The 17,142-nt window shown below is 29.9% G+C and carries 16 protein-coding genes; 1 reads left to right on the top strand and 15 read right to left on the bottom strand.

All coding sequences use genetic code 11. From position 1 onward, the window contains the following. Positions 1 to 71: 71 nt before the first annotated feature. Together FAY47_RS09300 and FAY47_RS09305 are read right to left on the bottom strand one after the other, a co-directional pair. A complete protein-coding gene (locus FAY47_RS09300; protein ID WP_143316437.1) occupies positions 72 to 773 on the bottom strand; it encodes an MBL fold metallo-hydrolase in 702 nt (233 codons plus the stop codon). 52 nt (positions 774 to 825) lie between these two features. Beyond that, positions 826 to 3,792, bottom strand: coding sequence for an MMPL family transporter (locus tag FAY47_RS09305; protein WP_143316438.1), 2,967 nt, complete (start codon positions 3,790 to 3,792; stop codon positions 826 to 828). Between the two features lie 171 nt (positions 3,793 to 3,963). On the opposite strand from FAY47_RS09305, the gene FAY47_RS09310 reads away from it, so the two are divergent. Further along, positions 3,964 to 4,527, top strand: a complete 564-nt coding sequence (locus FAY47_RS09310) for a TetR/AcrR family transcriptional regulator (RefSeq protein WP_143316439.1) — start codon at positions 3,964 to 3,966, stop codon at positions 4,525 to 4,527. Between the two features lie 145 nt (positions 4,528 to 4,672). Here the strand turns inward: FAY47_RS09310 and FAY47_RS09315 are convergent, their stop codons facing one another. The 13 genes from FAY47_RS09315 to FAY47_RS09375 all read right to left on the bottom strand — a co-directional run bounded on the left by FAY47_RS09315 (position 4,673) and on the right by FAY47_RS09375 (position 17,116). Then, a complete protein-coding gene (locus FAY47_RS09315; protein WP_185966780.1) occupies positions 4,673 to 5,176 on the bottom strand; it encodes a sigma-70 family RNA polymerase sigma factor in 504 nt (167 codons plus the stop codon). Between the two features lie 16 nt (positions 5,177 to 5,192). Next, positions 5,193 to 5,924 (bottom strand): signal peptidase I, encoded by a 732-nt coding sequence (gene lepB / locus FAY47_RS09320; protein WP_185966787.1) that lies wholly within the window; start codon positions 5,922 to 5,924, stop codon positions 5,193 to 5,195. A 173-nt stretch (positions 5,925 to 6,097) separates the two neighbouring features. Next, on the bottom strand, positions 6,098 to 6,349 hold the full coding sequence (locus tag FAY47_RS09325) for a kinase to dihydroxyacetone kinase (protein WP_143316442.1): 252 nt from the start codon (positions 6,347 to 6,349) through the stop codon (positions 6,098 to 6,100). A gap of 40 nt (positions 6,350 to 6,389) precedes the next feature. Beyond that, complete coding sequence (locus FAY47_RS09330) at positions 6,390 to 7,034, bottom strand: flavodoxin family protein (protein WP_143316443.1); 645 nt, start codon at positions 7,032 to 7,034, stop codon at positions 6,390 to 6,392. 72 nt (positions 7,035 to 7,106) lie between these two features. After that, on the bottom strand, positions 7,107 to 7,502 hold the full coding sequence (locus FAY47_RS09335) for a MerR family transcriptional regulator (RefSeq protein ID WP_143316444.1): 396 nt from the start codon (positions 7,500 to 7,502) through the stop codon (positions 7,107 to 7,109). Positions 7,503 to 7,660: 158 nt separating this feature from the next. Next, positions 7,661 to 8,227 (bottom strand): flavodoxin family protein, encoded by a 567-nt coding sequence (locus FAY47_RS09340; protein WP_143316445.1) that lies wholly within the window; start codon positions 8,225 to 8,227, stop codon positions 7,661 to 7,663. Positions 8,228 to 8,490: 263 nt separating this feature from the next. After that, positions 8,491 to 10,974: an FtsX-like permease family protein gene (locus FAY47_RS09345; RefSeq protein WP_143316446.1), complete on the bottom strand. Its 2,484-nt coding sequence runs from the start codon at positions 10,972 to 10,974 to the stop codon at positions 8,491 to 8,493. Then, positions 10,974 to 11,645 (bottom strand): ABC transporter ATP-binding protein, encoded by a 672-nt coding sequence (locus tag FAY47_RS09350; protein WP_143316447.1) that lies wholly within the window; start codon positions 11,643 to 11,645, stop codon positions 10,974 to 10,976. Before FAY47_RS09350 ends, FAY47_RS09345 begins: the two co-directional genes overlap by 1 nt. A gap of 57 nt (positions 11,646 to 11,702) precedes the next feature. Next, on the bottom strand, positions 11,703 to 12,857 hold the full coding sequence (locus tag FAY47_RS09355; RefSeq protein ID WP_143316448.1) for a HAMP domain-containing sensor histidine kinase: 1,155 nt from the start codon (positions 12,855 to 12,857) through the stop codon (positions 11,703 to 11,705). Further along, positions 12,845 to 13,522 (bottom strand): response regulator transcription factor, encoded by a 678-nt coding sequence (locus tag FAY47_RS09360; RefSeq protein WP_143316449.1) that lies wholly within the window; start codon positions 13,520 to 13,522, stop codon positions 12,845 to 12,847. The genes FAY47_RS09355 and FAY47_RS09360 overlap by 13 nt, the downstream gene beginning before the upstream one ends. A gap of 239 nt (positions 13,523 to 13,761) precedes the next feature. Further along, positions 13,762 to 14,823, bottom strand: a complete 1,062-nt coding sequence (locus FAY47_RS09365; protein ID WP_143316450.1) for a galactose ABC transporter substrate-binding protein — start codon at positions 14,821 to 14,823, stop codon at positions 13,762 to 13,764. A gap of 119 nt (positions 14,824 to 14,942) precedes the next feature. Then, positions 14,943 to 16,127, bottom strand: a complete 1,185-nt coding sequence (locus FAY47_RS09370; protein ID WP_143316451.1) for a serine hydrolase domain-containing protein — start codon at positions 16,125 to 16,127, stop codon at positions 14,943 to 14,945. Positions 16,128 to 16,261: 134 nt separating this feature from the next. Continuing rightward, positions 16,262 to 17,116 carry an ABC transporter substrate-binding protein gene (locus tag FAY47_RS09375; protein ID WP_143316452.1) on the bottom strand — a complete coding sequence of 285 codons (855 nt, stop codon included), beginning with the start codon at positions 17,114 to 17,116 and terminating at the stop codon, positions 16,262 to 16,264. Positions 17,117 to 17,142 lie beyond the last annotated feature (26 nt).

Here is a 17,142-nt window from a genome sequence, read left to right on the forward strand (position 1 = left end):
TTTAAAACCCCATGCAAATCTAAAATTCAGACTTGCATGGGGTTTATAATATAGACCAAAGTGATTAATTTTTAAAATAAATAAGAAACTATTTTATCTCTATATGTTTTAGAACAATCCATATCTTTTATTCTATCTATTACAGAACTATCATCCCAAAAATGCATTGGATATACCTTATCCGTATCAGTATTTTTCATAAAATAATCAAAACCTAAATGGAAGTATTCCTCTTGTCTAGAATCTAAGACAACAAAGGCAACATCAAAATGCCTATTTTTGATTTTTTCTATTTCTTCTTCATAAATTTCCTTAGTATATTCTCTAATCTCTTCACTCTTATGGCTCCAAGCCCATAAATTAAGATCTCCTGCATGATATATTGTCTTGCCTTCAGCTGTAACAATAAATGCTACCCCTTCATCTGTTGACTTTAAGGTTTCTACCTTTAAATCAAAGGTTTCAAGAGTTTTGTTACTGTCAATAAACTCTATCTTTTCATAAAGATCATCTTCAACACCATGAGTATTAAAAAACTTTCTTCCAAACTTTCGTTTAATATCCTTTGAGAGGATATACTTAACATTTGGATATCCTTTTAATAACTGAAAAATTGACATATCAAAATGGTCATGGTGATTATGACTTGAAAACACATAAATTGTTTTTTCTTTATTAAAATCAGGAAGTTGTCCTTTATAGTAATCAAAAAGTAAAATAACCTTCTCAAGTTCTACGGAAAAACAACTATGTTCAATATATGTAACCTTCATTTTTATCATCCCTTGCATGTTTCTATTTCACTCATTATATCACCTTTTCATGTTATTTATCTATATAAGTTAATCTAATATATGCTGATATAGTAATCGGTAAAATTATTAGTAGTACCAATAGTCCCAAAATTACTCCTACAGCAACTTGGATAAGAGTTGTTACCCCTGATGGAATTAAGGCTGCAAAAGTACCACTTAAAATAATTGCAGCTGATATAACTACAGCTCCTATGACTGTAGAAGCATTTAATATACTAAGAGTTTTTGGCACCGTACTATCTACACTTTCCTCTCTATACCTCATCATTAAAAAGATACTATAATCAACACCTAATGCAATAATCATGATAAATGTAAAGAACGGTGCATTCCAAGTTAATAAATCTTTTTCAAGGAACATACCTGACAAAAGTCTTGTAATTCCAATAGAAGATAAGTAAGCAACCATCAATGTAATTATAATTACAACTGGCTGTAAAATTGATCTTGTTACAAACACTAGAGCTACACCTATACCAATTAACATGATAATGGCTGTTCTCGTAAAATCTTCATTAGAAATTTGTTCTAAATCAGAAGTTTCTGATGTTTGTCCACCAAAAGCAATTTTTGCATCTTCCAAAGAAGTTCCTTTCACTCTTGCCTTAATATCATTTTGCAAATTTTTTATTACTTCAGTAGCTTCGCTACTGCTTGGATCATCTGTTAATACCACAGTTATTTGAGCTATCTGCCTATTTTTTGATAAAAAGGCTTTAAAGGAATCTTCAAGTAAGTTATCTGCTAAAACAGACTTTGTCACATAAAACTTATTTCCAATGTAAGAGTCACCTAACTCTTTTATGTAAGACTGTATAGTACTTAATCCTTGAGAAATAGTTGAAATTCCTGATGCTGCAGAACCTAAACCTCTTTGTAAATCAGCTGTCTGCTGTCCTAATGTCTTTAATTGATTATTTAATTCTTGTACACCAGCATTTGCACTCTGTACACCAGAATTCACTCGTTTTGAACCTTCTCTTAAATAAGAGCCATTATTTGTTAGTTCCTGACTTCCTTCAGCAAGATTCTTAACACCATCCGAAAACATTGGTAAACTTTCATTAACTTGATTTAATGCTGCATTTAAAGTAGAATACCCTTGATTTAATTGCCCTACTAAGTTTGGTAACTGAGTTAATATGCTTGTACTATCTCCATTTCCTGCTGTTGGATTAGCAGAAAGTAATAAAGAAATCTTTTGATTTATATCAGATAAATTTGCTATTTCATTATTTATAGTGTTAATTTTCTCTTGAAGTTCATTGCTACCACTAGTAATTTGATTCATAGTACCAACTAATGGTGTTGTTCCAGATTTCAATTCACCTAAGCTACTATTTATTTGATTTGTTCCATTAACATATTCATTAATGCTATTATGTAATTTATTTGAGCCATTTGCCAGTTCTTTAGTTCCATCTGCTAATTGCTGAACCTTTGCTAAATTTTCATTGATTCCAGCATTGCTTAACTGGGTATTTGCACTTGATAAACCAGACTTAATTTCTTCTAATCCTCTTTTTGCATCTTCTACACCTGAAACTACAGTTTTTAATTGATTCTTTAAATATAAATCATCAATTTTTTCTCCAGAAGGTTGAGTGGCTGATAAAACTTGTTTTACACCTTTTTCGTTTTTCAGAAATTCTGTTATATCATCAATAGTAGCTAAGTCTTCTTGATTATCCAAAGTCTTATCACTATCTATATAAAGAGTTGTTGGTGCTGCCTTACCTTTTGAAAAATCTTCTTGAATAATAAGATATCCTTCTTTTTTAGGGTTTGAATCTGCAATTTCATCAGCTGTATTGAAATTTAATTTTTCAGAATTGTTAATCATAAAAATTCCACCGAAAATTGCAATAAGGCTTAACATTAATATTGGACGAGCTATAGAAATTTTTGAAAGTCCATGCCATAAAGGGCTAGAACTATTTCCTTCAAATTCCTTTGCTGGCCAGAACATTTTCTTACCTAAGGTTGCCATGAAAAACATATTTAATGTTAACAAGACTCCCAGTAAGACAGCCACCCCTATAGCAACACCAACAGCTGATTGATAAAATGAAAACTTAGCTAATCCCAAAACTGCAAATCCAATAAATACAGAAAGACCACTATAGAGCATAGTACGCCCAGCTGTTTTTCTTGAGGTAATTGCAGCATCTATTTTGTCCTGATCTTTGCTTAACTCTTCTTTAAATTTATCATATAGCAATATATTATAATCTGTGCCAACTCCGAATAATACAACTACTAGAAAAACTTGAGTAAAATCTGAAATTGGCAAATCAAAATATTTTGCTAAATTCATGATAATGCTTAAGGATATTACTAATGATACTCCAACGGTTGTAAGTGAAATTACAGGAACGATTGGAGATTTAAAAACAAGAACCAATACAACAAAAATGAAGATTGCTGCTATAATTTCTGTCTTTTCAATTCCTTGTTCTGTAGTATTAGAGAATTCATCTGATAAGATTTTTTCACCTGTTACATAGGTTTCAACTCCATCTATTTTAATTGCTTCCTGAATTTTGTTAACTGCTTCTTCTAAATTTTCACTACTTGAAACAGTAACTAAAGCTAATTCTGTCTTATTATTTCCTGAAATTAATTGTTCAGCTGTTTCTTTATTGTCTTTTGCACTAGTAATACTATCAATTCCATATGTTTCTTTATTGTCCTTTAATTCTTCCACCTTTGAATTAATTGCATTTTTTTCTTCTTCTGTTATCTTATTCTCATTGTGAAAAACTGCAATAATTTCCGTTGTGGATGTTTTTTCATTACCTGTAACCTTCTTACCAATTTGAGCAGCTATTTCACTTTCTACGTTTTTAGGCAAATTATTTTGCCCCTTATCTTTCACTAGTTGAGAAATATCAGGCATTACTAAAAGTGAAATAATCAATATTACTATCCATGTTATAAGTGATAAAATGTGTTTTTGTTTTATTTGTTTAAACATGTCCAATCCTCCTCTATCAAAAATGCAACTTCTTACGATTTATTTAAATACTTTCCCTTTGACAGTACCCTTCCGCAGTGTTACAATTGTATTGTCGTTATAAGTGTAACGTGCGTCTATGAAGCTGTCAATGCATGAACATGAAAAGTACACAAACAAGGAGGAATTGTAATGTCAGAAGGAAAATCTGAAATTGAAAATAGAAATGTTTCAAGATTATCTAATAAGGAATCAAATAAAATAACTAAGGAATGTATTGAATCTGCATTAATTTTATTAATGGAAGAAAAGGAATATAGCAATATTACCATTTCAGAGATTGTCAAAAGAGCTGGTGTATCTAGAACAGCCTATTACAGAAATTATGAATCTAAGGAAGATGTATTAAAAAATTTGCTTTATAATCTAATAACAGATGTTACTGATGCAATGGATAAATTCACTTATAGTACTGAAAAGGAATTATATTGGAAAACTTTATTTATTACCTCAAAAGCTCATGCCAAGCCTTTTCGTATTTTATTGAAGGCTGGTTTTGGTAATACAATATTGGAGGAAATCACAAAACATATGGTTAGTAATGCCAAGACAGAAGATGTTAAAGATAAATATGATATGATTTTTTGGAGTGGTGCTATTTATAATGTATTGGTTAGATGGATCCAAACTGGCATGGTAGAAACAGAAGAACAAATGGTGGAAATATGCTTATATATTTTGGAGAATTGTGTATAGTAGTTTTTATTGAAATTTATTAGATTTAATACTTCTCTTATACAAATAATATACTACGAAAATATTATTTGTATAAGAGATTTGAAAATTACTGATAGTCAGGTTATATACCAGAGGGATTTATTATGCTTTGTTAAAGAACTACTTAAAGCATTTTTGTAAGGCTCTTTTTCAACATTTCCTTCCCTCTATAAAATATTACTTTTGCTGAATTTTCTGAGATATTCATAATAGCTGCAATTTTTTTAAATGGCATGCTCTCATATAGTCTATATACTAGTACATCTCTATATTTATCATTCATATTAATTATGCCCTTTAATATTATTTCATTAAGCTCCTTACATAGTACTAGCTCTTCTGGGGTTTTTTCTACTATATTTATAACTTTATTATTAATATCTTCCGAATCAAAACTTACACTTATAGGATTTTTTCTAAAATATTTAAAACATACATTTTTAGCAATCTGACACATCCATGTTTTTATATCACTTTTTCCTTTAAATCTATGTAAAGATATAAATATTTGATAAAAAGTCTCTTGGGTAAGCTCCTCTGAAACACTTTTATTATAATTAACTAACTTATTTATGAATCTGAATATTTCATAATAATATTTTTCATAAATATCTTGAAAATCATTCATCATTATTCACCCTGTGTTACCATGCAAAGCAAACCTTTCCAAGTACATTTTTTTCGTCTATACATCCAACCTCTTCAAACCTACTATCATAACTAATATTTACATTATCTCCCATAACAAAATACTTTCCATCAGGAACTGTAATTTCTGTTTTAGCTATTCCACCATTTTTTATATATTCATAAACATCTTTCTGTTTTTCTTCACCATTAACATATAATACACCATCTTTAATAAGTATCTTATCTCCTGGAATGCCAACAATTCTGCCAACATCTTTGAATTCATAATGGAAACTTGGATCTTCTCTTAACAAATAAACAAGATCACCTTCAATAGGTTTAGAAAATTTATAAGACATTTTATTGATAAAACATATATCCCCCATTTCAATTGTTGGCTCCATAATTCCGCTTAACACTTTATGAAATGTGAAAATAGAACAAAAAAGCATAATTACTAAAACAGTGCTAAAGGCAGTTATTAAAGCATTTCTAATTCTTCTCTTTTTTAATCTACTAGCGATATTTTTATAATTTTGTACTTCACGCTTTTCAAATTCAGGCATATTATTGTCAATTGAACCTGATTTAGATAATTCACCAAAAACATTATCTTTATATTTCCTACAAAAATCACATTTTTCAATATGTTCTTCAACTGCTTCTACAGATAACTTGCTTAAAGCCTCATCTTTATATAATGGTATTAAATCTTTTATTACTGAACATTCTTTATTTTTATCCATATTATATATCCTCCAACATTTAATTATTTTCCACAAATGCATTTGTCTTACATATATTAGTACAAATAATAAAGAAAAGGTTACAGTAATTTATAAATTTAATATAATATAAGGGAAACTAAATTTGAATTAACTTCAAATTCAGTTTCCCTAAATAGTATTCTTTTTTATGTTTAACCTTTAAGTCCATTTGCCTGACGTTCCATGTTTTCTATAACAACGTCATGAATATCACCTAATGAAGCACAATACTCAAGTACCTTCCATGGAGCATTTGTGTGATAATGAATTTTTATCAGTTCCTCATCACCAACTGCAAGTAAGGAATCCCCTTCAAAGTTCTTTGTAATATATTCATTTATTTCATCTTCAGAAAGATTTTCTCCTGCAATTAATAACTGGGTATCAAATTTATATTCAAGCATAGTTTATCTCCTTTTCCTTTACAAATTTTTAAGTATCTTATCATATTTCAACTAGTCGTTTTCCTAATTCAAATGCCTTTTTGCAATCTTGCGGAAATACTTCTTCCCTACGTTTTAATTTATTACCAGCATCAAAAGCTGTTGAAACATATTTTGAATAATCATCAAATTGATAAGTATCGGTTACAAAAAGTGATTCTGCTTTTCCTAAAAATCTTTCCACTAAAAATTCATTGTATTTAATGGATTCTTGCCATTTTGATTGTTTCAATCTTTGTTCATCAACTCCAAAGGTATAAATTAATCCTACAGAAATTTTTTTAGGAAAAAGTGAAGAATAATTTTCATCATAAACTAGATATGGAAAAATTAATCGTTCCATAAAAGATTTCATTTCACCTGTAATTGATCCTAAATAAATTGGAGAACCAAGAATTATAGCATCTGAGTTCTTAATTTTTTTTAGAATTGGACTTATTTCATCATTAATAGAGCAATTTCCATAACTATTACCATTTATTAATTTACATGCAAAACAACTTTTACATCCTTTGTAATTAAAATCATATAAATGGAATATTTCTGTTTCTGCTCCATTTGAAGCTGCTCCCTCAAGAGCTTTATTTAGCAAAATTCCTGTATTTCCGTTTTTTCTTGGACTTCCGTTAATAGCAATTATCTTCATGTTTAAAACCCCATTTCCTATTTTATAAAATTAATTATATTAATAGTGTAATGGTTGTAGTATAGAACAATGTCAATAATTATTTATTAAAGATTTAAAAAAATCGCATTCACCTAAATGCTTGTTTTCCTTTACTTTATTCAATAGTTCTATCAATTGATATAATTCTTTAATTTGATTTTCAATTCCAGTTATCTTATTATCTATATAATCTACTAACTTATATTGATTGGCACATTTATCATTACTAACCATTCTAATCAAATCAGATATTTCTCTTAAGCTAAATCCATAATTTTTCATTTGAACAATAAATTTAATTCTTAATACCTCATCCTCTGAATAAATTCTATAACCACTTTCATTCCTTACTGGATTAGGTATCAAATTTATATTTTCATAATATCTAAGAGTTTCTTTTCCTATATTAAATAATTCTGATAAATCCTTTCGTGTATATTTATTCAAACTTTTTCTCCTTGCTTATTACAATAATTTAGAAAATTAAATACAATCTTTTTTGAATTAACCTCAAATTCAGTTTCTCTAAATAGTCTTCTTTTTCATGTTTAACCTTTAAGTCAATTTGCCTGACGTTCCATATTTCCCTAACCACTCTGCATGGTTTAATTAATTTTCTTTAATAGCCAAGCCATATTTTGTCCCAAATTACGCATATTCTCCATTCCTTCTTCATCTCTATATACATCACCTACATCTTTTCCATAAACCATATTCCAATATGTAGACCCTGCTATGATAACTTCTTTATTTAACAAGAAATGGTTCATTGTATCTACTGCTGTCATTCCTCCACCTCTACGAACAGCAGATATAGATGCACCAACCTTATGTTTAAGCAAACCTGGATTTGTAGCAACAACAACTCCTGCTCTTTCTAAAAAAGCTTTCATATTTGCTGTTACATCTGCTGAATAGACTGGAGATCCCAGAAGAATACCATCTGCTAACTTCATTTTTTCAAAATATTCATAAAACATGTCTTTCTTAAAAACACAGTTATTCTTCCCCTTACATGCAAAGCACCCTTTACAAGGCTCAATTATATTTCCAGAGAATTGAACCATTTCCGTTTCAATTTCCTCTTTTTCCAATTCCTCAAAAACAGTCTTCATAATCAATGCCGTATTTCCATCTTTTCTAGAACTGCCATTAATTCCTAAAACCTTCATCCCATGCACATCCTCCCTAGTTAAATTTTAAATCCGCCAATTACTTCAAAAATAGTGCCCCACTTCCAAATATAGAACTATTATATCATATTCTACCTATATTACTGCTTAATTTAATACCATTATATATTTTTAAAAGTCCAAACATTTAATGCCTTTACTTATTAAAGACGAAATACTGAAAATGTTGAAAAAAAGAGTGTCTTAAAATAAATAAAAATCATTCTAAGACGCTCATATATTTAGCAACTTTAAACTAATGGTTATTCAACTATGTCAATAGAATTAACAATGCTCATTCGCGTTATTTTTCTTAATGGAATAAGTGTTGTAATTAAGCAAGAAATAACGGATATAATTGTTACTTCTAATATAGAAACTATTGGTATTGCCACTAAAGCTATCTTCTCTGTAGTTGCCGCTTGCACAAAAATAGCACATATATATCCTGCCAAGGAGCCAACAATTGAAGCAATTATACCATAATATACTCCTTCCCATAAAAATGTCTTATAAAGACTGCTACTACTCATTCCAATAGCTCGTAACATCCCAATTTCATCAATTCGAGTATGAATATTAGTATATGTTGTATTAATAATATTCAATAAACCTATTAAGCCAATAAAAATAATTAATCCCCATGCTAACATCTTTATCTGTTGGCAGCTTTCCTCCAATTGCTTATCAGTGTTATTGAAAGAAATCCAACTACTTTCTGGAATCTCGCTGCAAATATCTTTAAAAATCTGTTCAATAGCATCTTTATCTGCATCCTTTGCTAGTATTGGATATAGTTCTGTATACTCATTTTTGCCTGTCAATTTATCATATATTGTATCATATACAATAACTTGAACACCATTTGAATAACCCTTGCCCACCAATGATACAGCTTCTGTGTTTCCAATAACATCCATAGAGCAATCTTGCACTGTTATTCTATCCCCAGGTTTAAAAGAAGTAGCCTCATGGACTTCCCCTTCAATTGACATTGATACAGGATTTTTAATTAAGCAAGCTATACCAGACTTCAATGCTTGATTCTCAGCCTCTGTCATATTTGGATATAACTTTTTCAATCTTTCTTCATCTACACCAATAACCTGAATCGTTTCGTATGGTTGCTTTAGCTGAAAATCTATTTTAATATCTAAAGACCTATTCTTATTTTGATGATATTCCATAAATTTAATTGTAGATAAGGAAGCTACGCCTCTTTGTTCTCCAATTTTAGCAACAATTGAAGGCGAAAATCCTACCGTCTCATTGGTCAATGAATAATCACCGATGTGCAATTTTTGCACTTCTTTAGAAGAATCCAAAAGATTAGAAAATGCATTTAATGCAATAAATACAGTAATACTCATAACCAAAGAAATAATTGTTATTGCAGATCTTCCAGTATTACGTTTTAAATTTAAATTTGCATAAAACATCTCGAAATTTCTAATATGTTTTTTCTTTCGATTTTTACGCTTTATTTTCACAAAAGTTTCAGCCATAGCAACTGTAGGTGATACCTTCCCTGCATATCTAGCAGCAGGTATTGCAGCTAAAAAAGCAAAAAGCAATGTAATTAATGCACTTATAAGCAAAGGTAATAATTTACTAGAACTATTTTGTTCAATTAAAGTTATCACTTCTTCAACACTGCTTGCCATAAAAGCATCTGGTGGAAATGAACTTGTTACAATTTTGGTAATCCCTTTAGCTGAAAGAGTACCTATAATAGCTCCTAATGGAATTCCTATTCCACATAGTATGCAGATTTGTTTTACCACTAAATAGTAAAGTTGTTTCCGATCTGCACCTATTGCTCTTAAACAACCATATTCTTTAATACGTTTCCCCACTGCAATTTTTAGTATATTGTAAATTACCAGACCAGCTGCTAGCAACACTAAAAAACCTATAAGAAAACCTGTAACAGTCATAAAAGAAAATCCAGAAGTCTTTCCTTCCCTATCACTATTTGAATCATAATTAATCCCCAACGAATCTAAATAAAGCCAATTATATTGAATATAGTCTTTGTCAATATGAAACTCATCTGCCAAATTAAGTACTGTTCGCTGAAAATCTTTTTTGTTTGAAGTTATAAAATCAAGAGAATATACTTGATATTTTTCAGGAAGAATCTCTTTGGCAGTTCCACTGCCTGCAATACCAACTACTAACCCACTACTATATCCAAGATAATTGTTTTCCAAAATACCACACAATTTAAAATCAGCTCCGTACTTATAAGTGGCATTTTTATCTTTTAATAAAGAAATATCTAAATCTAAATGAATTGTATCTCCTATACCTCCACTAAAGTTCATAAGTTCTAATGTATTTTGAGATAATGCAATTTCACATGCATTTTCAGGTAACCTACCGGATTTTACCTTAGATATTCCTGGATAAGCATTTATTGAATTTTTATCATATTCGTTTAGTGATATAGTAACACCACTATTTTTCAACTTAGTAGTTCCAAGAAGAATATTACTACCTGTCCAAGATAAACGCTGGTCCTTTGATAATTCATTTATTTGGTTTTCATCAATATTGTGAAAGGTTGCATACCTGTAGCCATTTAGTTGCACCGCTTGCTGCTGCCTCAAATACCTTAAAATACCTAATGATTGTCCAATTGCTGTCGTCATTACAGTTGATAAAACAATGGCAATAAGTATAAGTATAGACGTAACTTTCTGTGCTTTTAATTCTTTCCAAGCTAAAGTGCTATATGATTTCATCAAACTGTCACCTCCGATAATACCCCATCCACAATTACAAATTGTCTTTTAGCCATTTTCGCAATCCTATTATCATGAGTAATTATTATCAAAGTCTTTCCCATATCCCTCCATATACTGCATAAAAGCTCCATAACCTCACTACCACTTTTACTATCTAAATTACCTGTTGGTTCATCTGCAAAAATAATATCAGGTTTAGAAATTAGTGCACGTGCAATAGCAACACGTTGTTGTTGTCCTCCTGAAAGTTCACTTTGTAGATGCGAAAGTCTCTCGCTAATCCCCAACAAGTCTGTAATCTGTTTTAAATAAATTTCATCAGGTTCTTTCTTGTCCAATAGTAATGGCATAATAATATTTTCTCTTGCAGTTAAAACTGGTATAAGATTAAATTTCTGAAATACAAAACCTATTTTTTCACGTCGAAACCTTGAAAGTTCCTTATCACTTGTATTGTAAATATCTTCACCATCATAAAAAACACTTCCAGATGTAGGCATATCCAAACCACTAAGCAAATGTAACAATGTACTTTTTCCACTTCCTGAAGGACCCATAATAGAAATGAAATCCCCAGATTCAACTTTAATATTTACTTTATTTAGAGCAACAACTTCGTTTTCCCCAACACCATAAACTTTTAACAAGTTTTTTGTTTCAATGAACATAAAAACACTCTCCTTTCTTTCATATGGAGAGTATAACAATCAAATCTCAAGATTCTCTCAAGTTTTTTTGCAAATATAAAATTTAGCTTTGCACAAAGCTCCTGTAAAATTATTTTGTAATTCCAATACACCACCATGCTTTTTACACATCAACTGACAAATATATAAACCAAGACCAAAATGTTCAAAATGCCTGTTTATTTCTTCCCCTCTTATAAAAGGTTCTGTACCATGCTTTAAAATTTTTTCTGGGAACCCAACTCCATTATCTTGAATTGATAAAATTATTTCATTCTTATTTAAAGAAAAATCTATTTGAATTTTAGTTTTTGTATATCTAATAGCATTTGTGATTAAATTTTCAGCAACGTTAAGTATAATTGCTTTGTCAATCCAAACAATACTGTTTTCTTTTTCTATATTTATCAATACGTCAATATCTGTCCCTTCTACTAACAAATGAATACTTTCATAAAATTCTTCAACAAAAGTATTCCAATTTGTTGATTCCAAAACACATTGAACATCTTCTAAGCTCTGGACAGTATTCATATTCTTCACATAAATTTCAATACGTTTTATATATTTATCTATCAAATTCAGATTATCTTGTGCATTTTGAGCTGTAATTTTTCCGTTCAAAAAGCCCTTTTCAAGTATCTTTATTGCTCCTTTTAAAACAGTAATAGGATTTCTCAAGTCATGTGAAAAAGCTACATTTAATTGTTTTCGTTCTTCCACTTGTCTCCATAATTCTTTTTTGCTTTTTAACAATTCACATCTCATAGATTCAAATGTAGTACAGAGACTCCCAAGTTCATCATCCGAATATTTTTTAATAGTAAAATCTAAATCATTTCGCATGATTTTTTCTGCTCCATTCTTTAATATTGCAAGAGGTTGCTTCAATTTTATATGATAAAATACAATATCTGCTGCTAATAGAGCAACTATAATAAATATCACAGGTAGAGCAATCTGTATAATGTTCAACACATTATACCAAGTATTTATTGATCTATTTGAATCAGTTTCTAAGTCAGATGTTAATTTATTATTTTCAATATCTATAGAAATTGCTGGAGCAATTGTTTGCTGAATTTTACTACATCCTAAAAATACTAGAATACTTAAGATTATTGCAATTAGCAAGAAAATTAGAATAAGACAGAAAAATGACTTTTTTAAATTCATTTGTTTTAACCATTCCATTTATATCCTATCCCCCAAACTGTTTCGATATAATTATGAAGTGTATATCTTCCTAACTTTGCACGAATTTTTCGAATATGTTCCATGATTGTATCACTATTACCTTCCCCGTCAATCCCCCATACTATATCGTAAATCCGATCACGGTCAAAGACTTGTCCTGAATTCATTGAGAGAAGTTCTACAATATCAAACTCTCGTTTAGATAATACAACTGAATTTTGATTTATAAAAATCTCTCTTTCAGAATAATTAATTGACAATTCTTTAAAGAATCGTACTGTTGGCTGATTTTTCTTTCTCTGTTCGCGACGTAAATGTGCTTCTACTCTTGCCCCTAACTCATCAAAATCAAAAGGTTTAACTATATAATCATCTGCCCCCATACGAAGCCCCTTAACCTTGTCACTGCTTTCAATTCGTGCTGTAAGAAAGAGAATAGGACAAAAAACATGATCTCGAATTCGCTGACATGTGGAGAATCCATCCAAATCAGGCATATTAATATCCAATAATATTATATCTGGCTCACAAGATATTTTTTCAAGAACCTCTTTACCATTACAAGCTGTAACTACCTGATAATCTGACATCTCAAAATAGTTTTTCATTGTACTTACTATGCCCTCTTCATCATCAGCAATTAATATTTTCCACTTTCTCATATTGCCTCCTTATATAACATATAGTTATATTCGTAATTCATTAAAGTCTACTTACTATAACTAAATACATTCTAACACCTATTTAACTCAAACTCCAATATAGTCCTTTTATGATATATAATGTTAATAGATGTATTATCATAGTCTAGTTCTTGAAAACCCGCATTTTACCAGCATATTCTTAAGAATATCAGAATATATATTCTAAGGAATATTACCATAAAAGAATATTCATAACTTTACTTTTTAACTACATCTTCTTCAAATGGTATAAAAACAACTTTACCCATTTCATCAAATTCATAATTAGTGTCTTTAAGAGGATTTTCACCTAAAACCAAATTCATTCCTATTTTATAAATAGCCTCTGTAAGTAAGCGCGTATTTTGTACAACCGTACCTGTCATATAACCATTTTTTATTAGCTCTTGTGCTTCAGATACTCCCCCAATTCCAAAAACTGATATATTCTTCCCCTTACTCCCTTTATTAAATCCATACTTTTGAAGTGCATTAACAGCACCTATTGCCATAGAATCATTATTGGATATTATAGCTTCAATTTTATTACCATATTTAAAAATCAATGGTGTTATTGCACTTTCAGCTATTTCTATATTCCAATTAGCAGTTACTCTTGCAAGTTCCTCTGTTTCTATTCCTGCATCATTAATTGTGGAAATAGAGTATTTTGATCTTACAATACTTGAATAACTTTCCTTTTCCCCTTCTATTAAAACATATTGAAGTTTATTATCACCATTTTTATCTATGCTTTTCCTATCATTATTCCATAGATCAACAATCATTTTACCTTCTAGAATACCTGCTTGAACTGAATCAGTATTTATAGCAAGTGCCTTTTCATAACCTTTAATTGAATCTAATTTAGAGGTATTTATATTAAAAAAGATGAGTGGAGTATTGCTTTGTTTAGCTTTGTAAACTGCCTCTTCTACCAGTTCAGATGCACTCTTATCCACAACTCCTAATACCAAAAGATCATACCTGTTTGCAATCATATTATTAATAATTTCACTTTCTATGGCAATATTACCTTCTCCATTAAAAAAAGCAAATTCTATTTGATTTTTATTTTCTTCTTGAATTTTTTCTAAATCACTCTTAATCTGTAAGTTATATGGATTATAAAAATTATTTAATAATACCCCAACTCTAACTGGTGCTGTTTTATACTCATGAAATATAGCAACTGTAATTTTTTCATTGCTACATGCTAATATACTTGTTACTATAGCTAAAGTTATAATAGAAATTATTATTTTTCTTAATATTTTCATTTTTAGCCTCCCATAATCATAGTCCTATGCCTATTATGTGCTATAAAAAAGAAAATATAAATTAAACCCTAGGCAAAAAATTGTCCAGGGTTTAATTTATATATTATGAATATGTTATACTAAATTTCACAGCAGGAGCTTAATATAATATTTCTTAACTTTCTAGTAAGTGTAGTAGTACCTGCATCAGTCTTTTGAATCATAAATAAGAATATTAAATCATCCTTTGGACAATTGCCAAAATATGATCCAAGCCAACCATCCCATCCATATTCTCCATGACTTCCAAGGTCTCCAGCTCTACTGCAATCTGTCATTACACGCATAAGATTGCCATAACTATGTCCACATAAGGTAATCCAATTATTAAAACTTTCTTGCTGAATATCGTTTAACCTTCCCGATGTTAAGTATTTCACTGTATGGGGCTTTAAAATTTGAACACCATTAAAACTTCCTTTATTCATAAGCATCCTTGCAAAATTTGAATAGTCATCGATAGTAGAAGCTAAACCAGCTCCTCCAGATTCAAAGGCTGGCTTCCTATCCATCTTATTAATTATCCCTAAATGATTTTCAGTATAAAGCTCTAAATCTCCATTTTTATTATCTGCATAAGTTTTTACAAGCCTTTCCCTCTTTTCTTCAGGCACCCAGAATCCAGTATCTTTCATATCTAATGGCCCAAATATTTCTTCTTTTAAAAACTCTCCAAAGCTTTTGCCACTAACTACTTCTATAATAGCTCCAAGTACATCTGCAGAGGTTCCATAGTTCCAAGAACTACCTGGCTGAAAAGCTAAGGCACACTTTCCCAATTTGTTTATAATCTCTATAGTGCTCATTGGTGAATCACCAAGTAACCTTCTGTCTATTTCCTTAAATAAAGCTTCCGTATCTTTGCCAGCCCTACTACTTCCATCATATACTAGCCCTGATGTCATAGAAAGTAGATCCTTAATCATTACTTCTCTTTCTACTGGAACTAAGGTATCACCTTCTCCGACCATTTGATCTTTAAAGCCTGGTAGATACTTACTTACTGAATCATATAAATCCAGTTCACCTCTTTCTAAAAGTATCATTACAGCAGTTGCTGTAATAGGCTTGGTCATTGAATATAATCTAAATATAGAATCTCTTTTTATTGGAGACCTTGTCCCCCTATCAGCTAACCCATCTTCATGATAGAAAATTTCCTTTCCATTCTTTATTACCATTAAATTTGCTCCAGCTATAAAATTACTGTCTATACTACCTTTTAATACTTTTTTTATTTGTTCCCTCTCCATTTTATTAAGCATCTCAAATTCCCTCCTATATATAGTTTATACCCTTATTATACCAAAATAGTAATAATATAAATGCAAATTTTAGATTATGTTAAATTAAAATTTCCATAACACATTTCTGCGCTATGGAAATACTTCTGAATTTATTATGGAATATAATGACCTAACAAACCATGCTCAGCTAATATCTCATATAAGGCACCATCTTCTCTCATCTCTTGCAATTTTTCATTAATTGCATTTAGTAAAGTCACATCCTCTTTTTTCAAAGGATATCCCACACTTAAATTAATGTCGGGTTTATATTGGTTTGGAGATAATAATCTAAACTTTGGATTCTCTTTAAATAAAACATTATATTCTGCTATTATAGAATCTGTTAATATAGCATCTATTGCCCTATTCTCCAATGATATTAATACAGAGTTATCATCATAAAAAATTATATAATCTTTTATCGCCCCTTTACTTTTCCAATCCTTAGCTAAATCTTCATAAACAGTACCTACAAGTACACCTATTTTTGCGTTTTTTAAATCATCTTTACTTTTTATTGTGGAATCCCTTCTAACCATTATTGCATCATTACAAGCATAAATAGGATTTGTAAAATTCACAAGTGCTTTACGCTCCTCAGTTTGATATATTCCTTGAGCAAATAAATCAATGTCGGGATTTTTTATTAATTCATTTATTGCATTAGGAAAGGTAGTATATTTTACATCTACTTTTTTTAGTCCAAGACGCTTAGCTACCTCCCTTAAAATATCTGCATCGACTCCAGTAAATAAACTTGTTTTAGGATCATCGTAAGAATAAGGTTTATCATTTGCCGAAAGTAAGGTTAATACTCCTTTCTCCTTTATCTTCTGTAATCTATCTATTTGCTGTGCTGAAGACATAATATTTTCATTTTTTACTTTTATTGTTTCTCCCTTTACACCTGTTCCAAAGCTTAGAATCACAATTAATGAAACTATGAATTTGAAATAACTTTTCACTAAAACTCCTCCTAAATAATATATAG

The sequence above is a fragment of the Clostridium sp. HBUAS56017 genome, from assembly GCF_007115085.1.
GTDB classification, from domain to species: Bacteria; Bacillota; Clostridia; order Clostridiales; family Clostridiaceae; genus Clostridium; species Clostridium cibarium.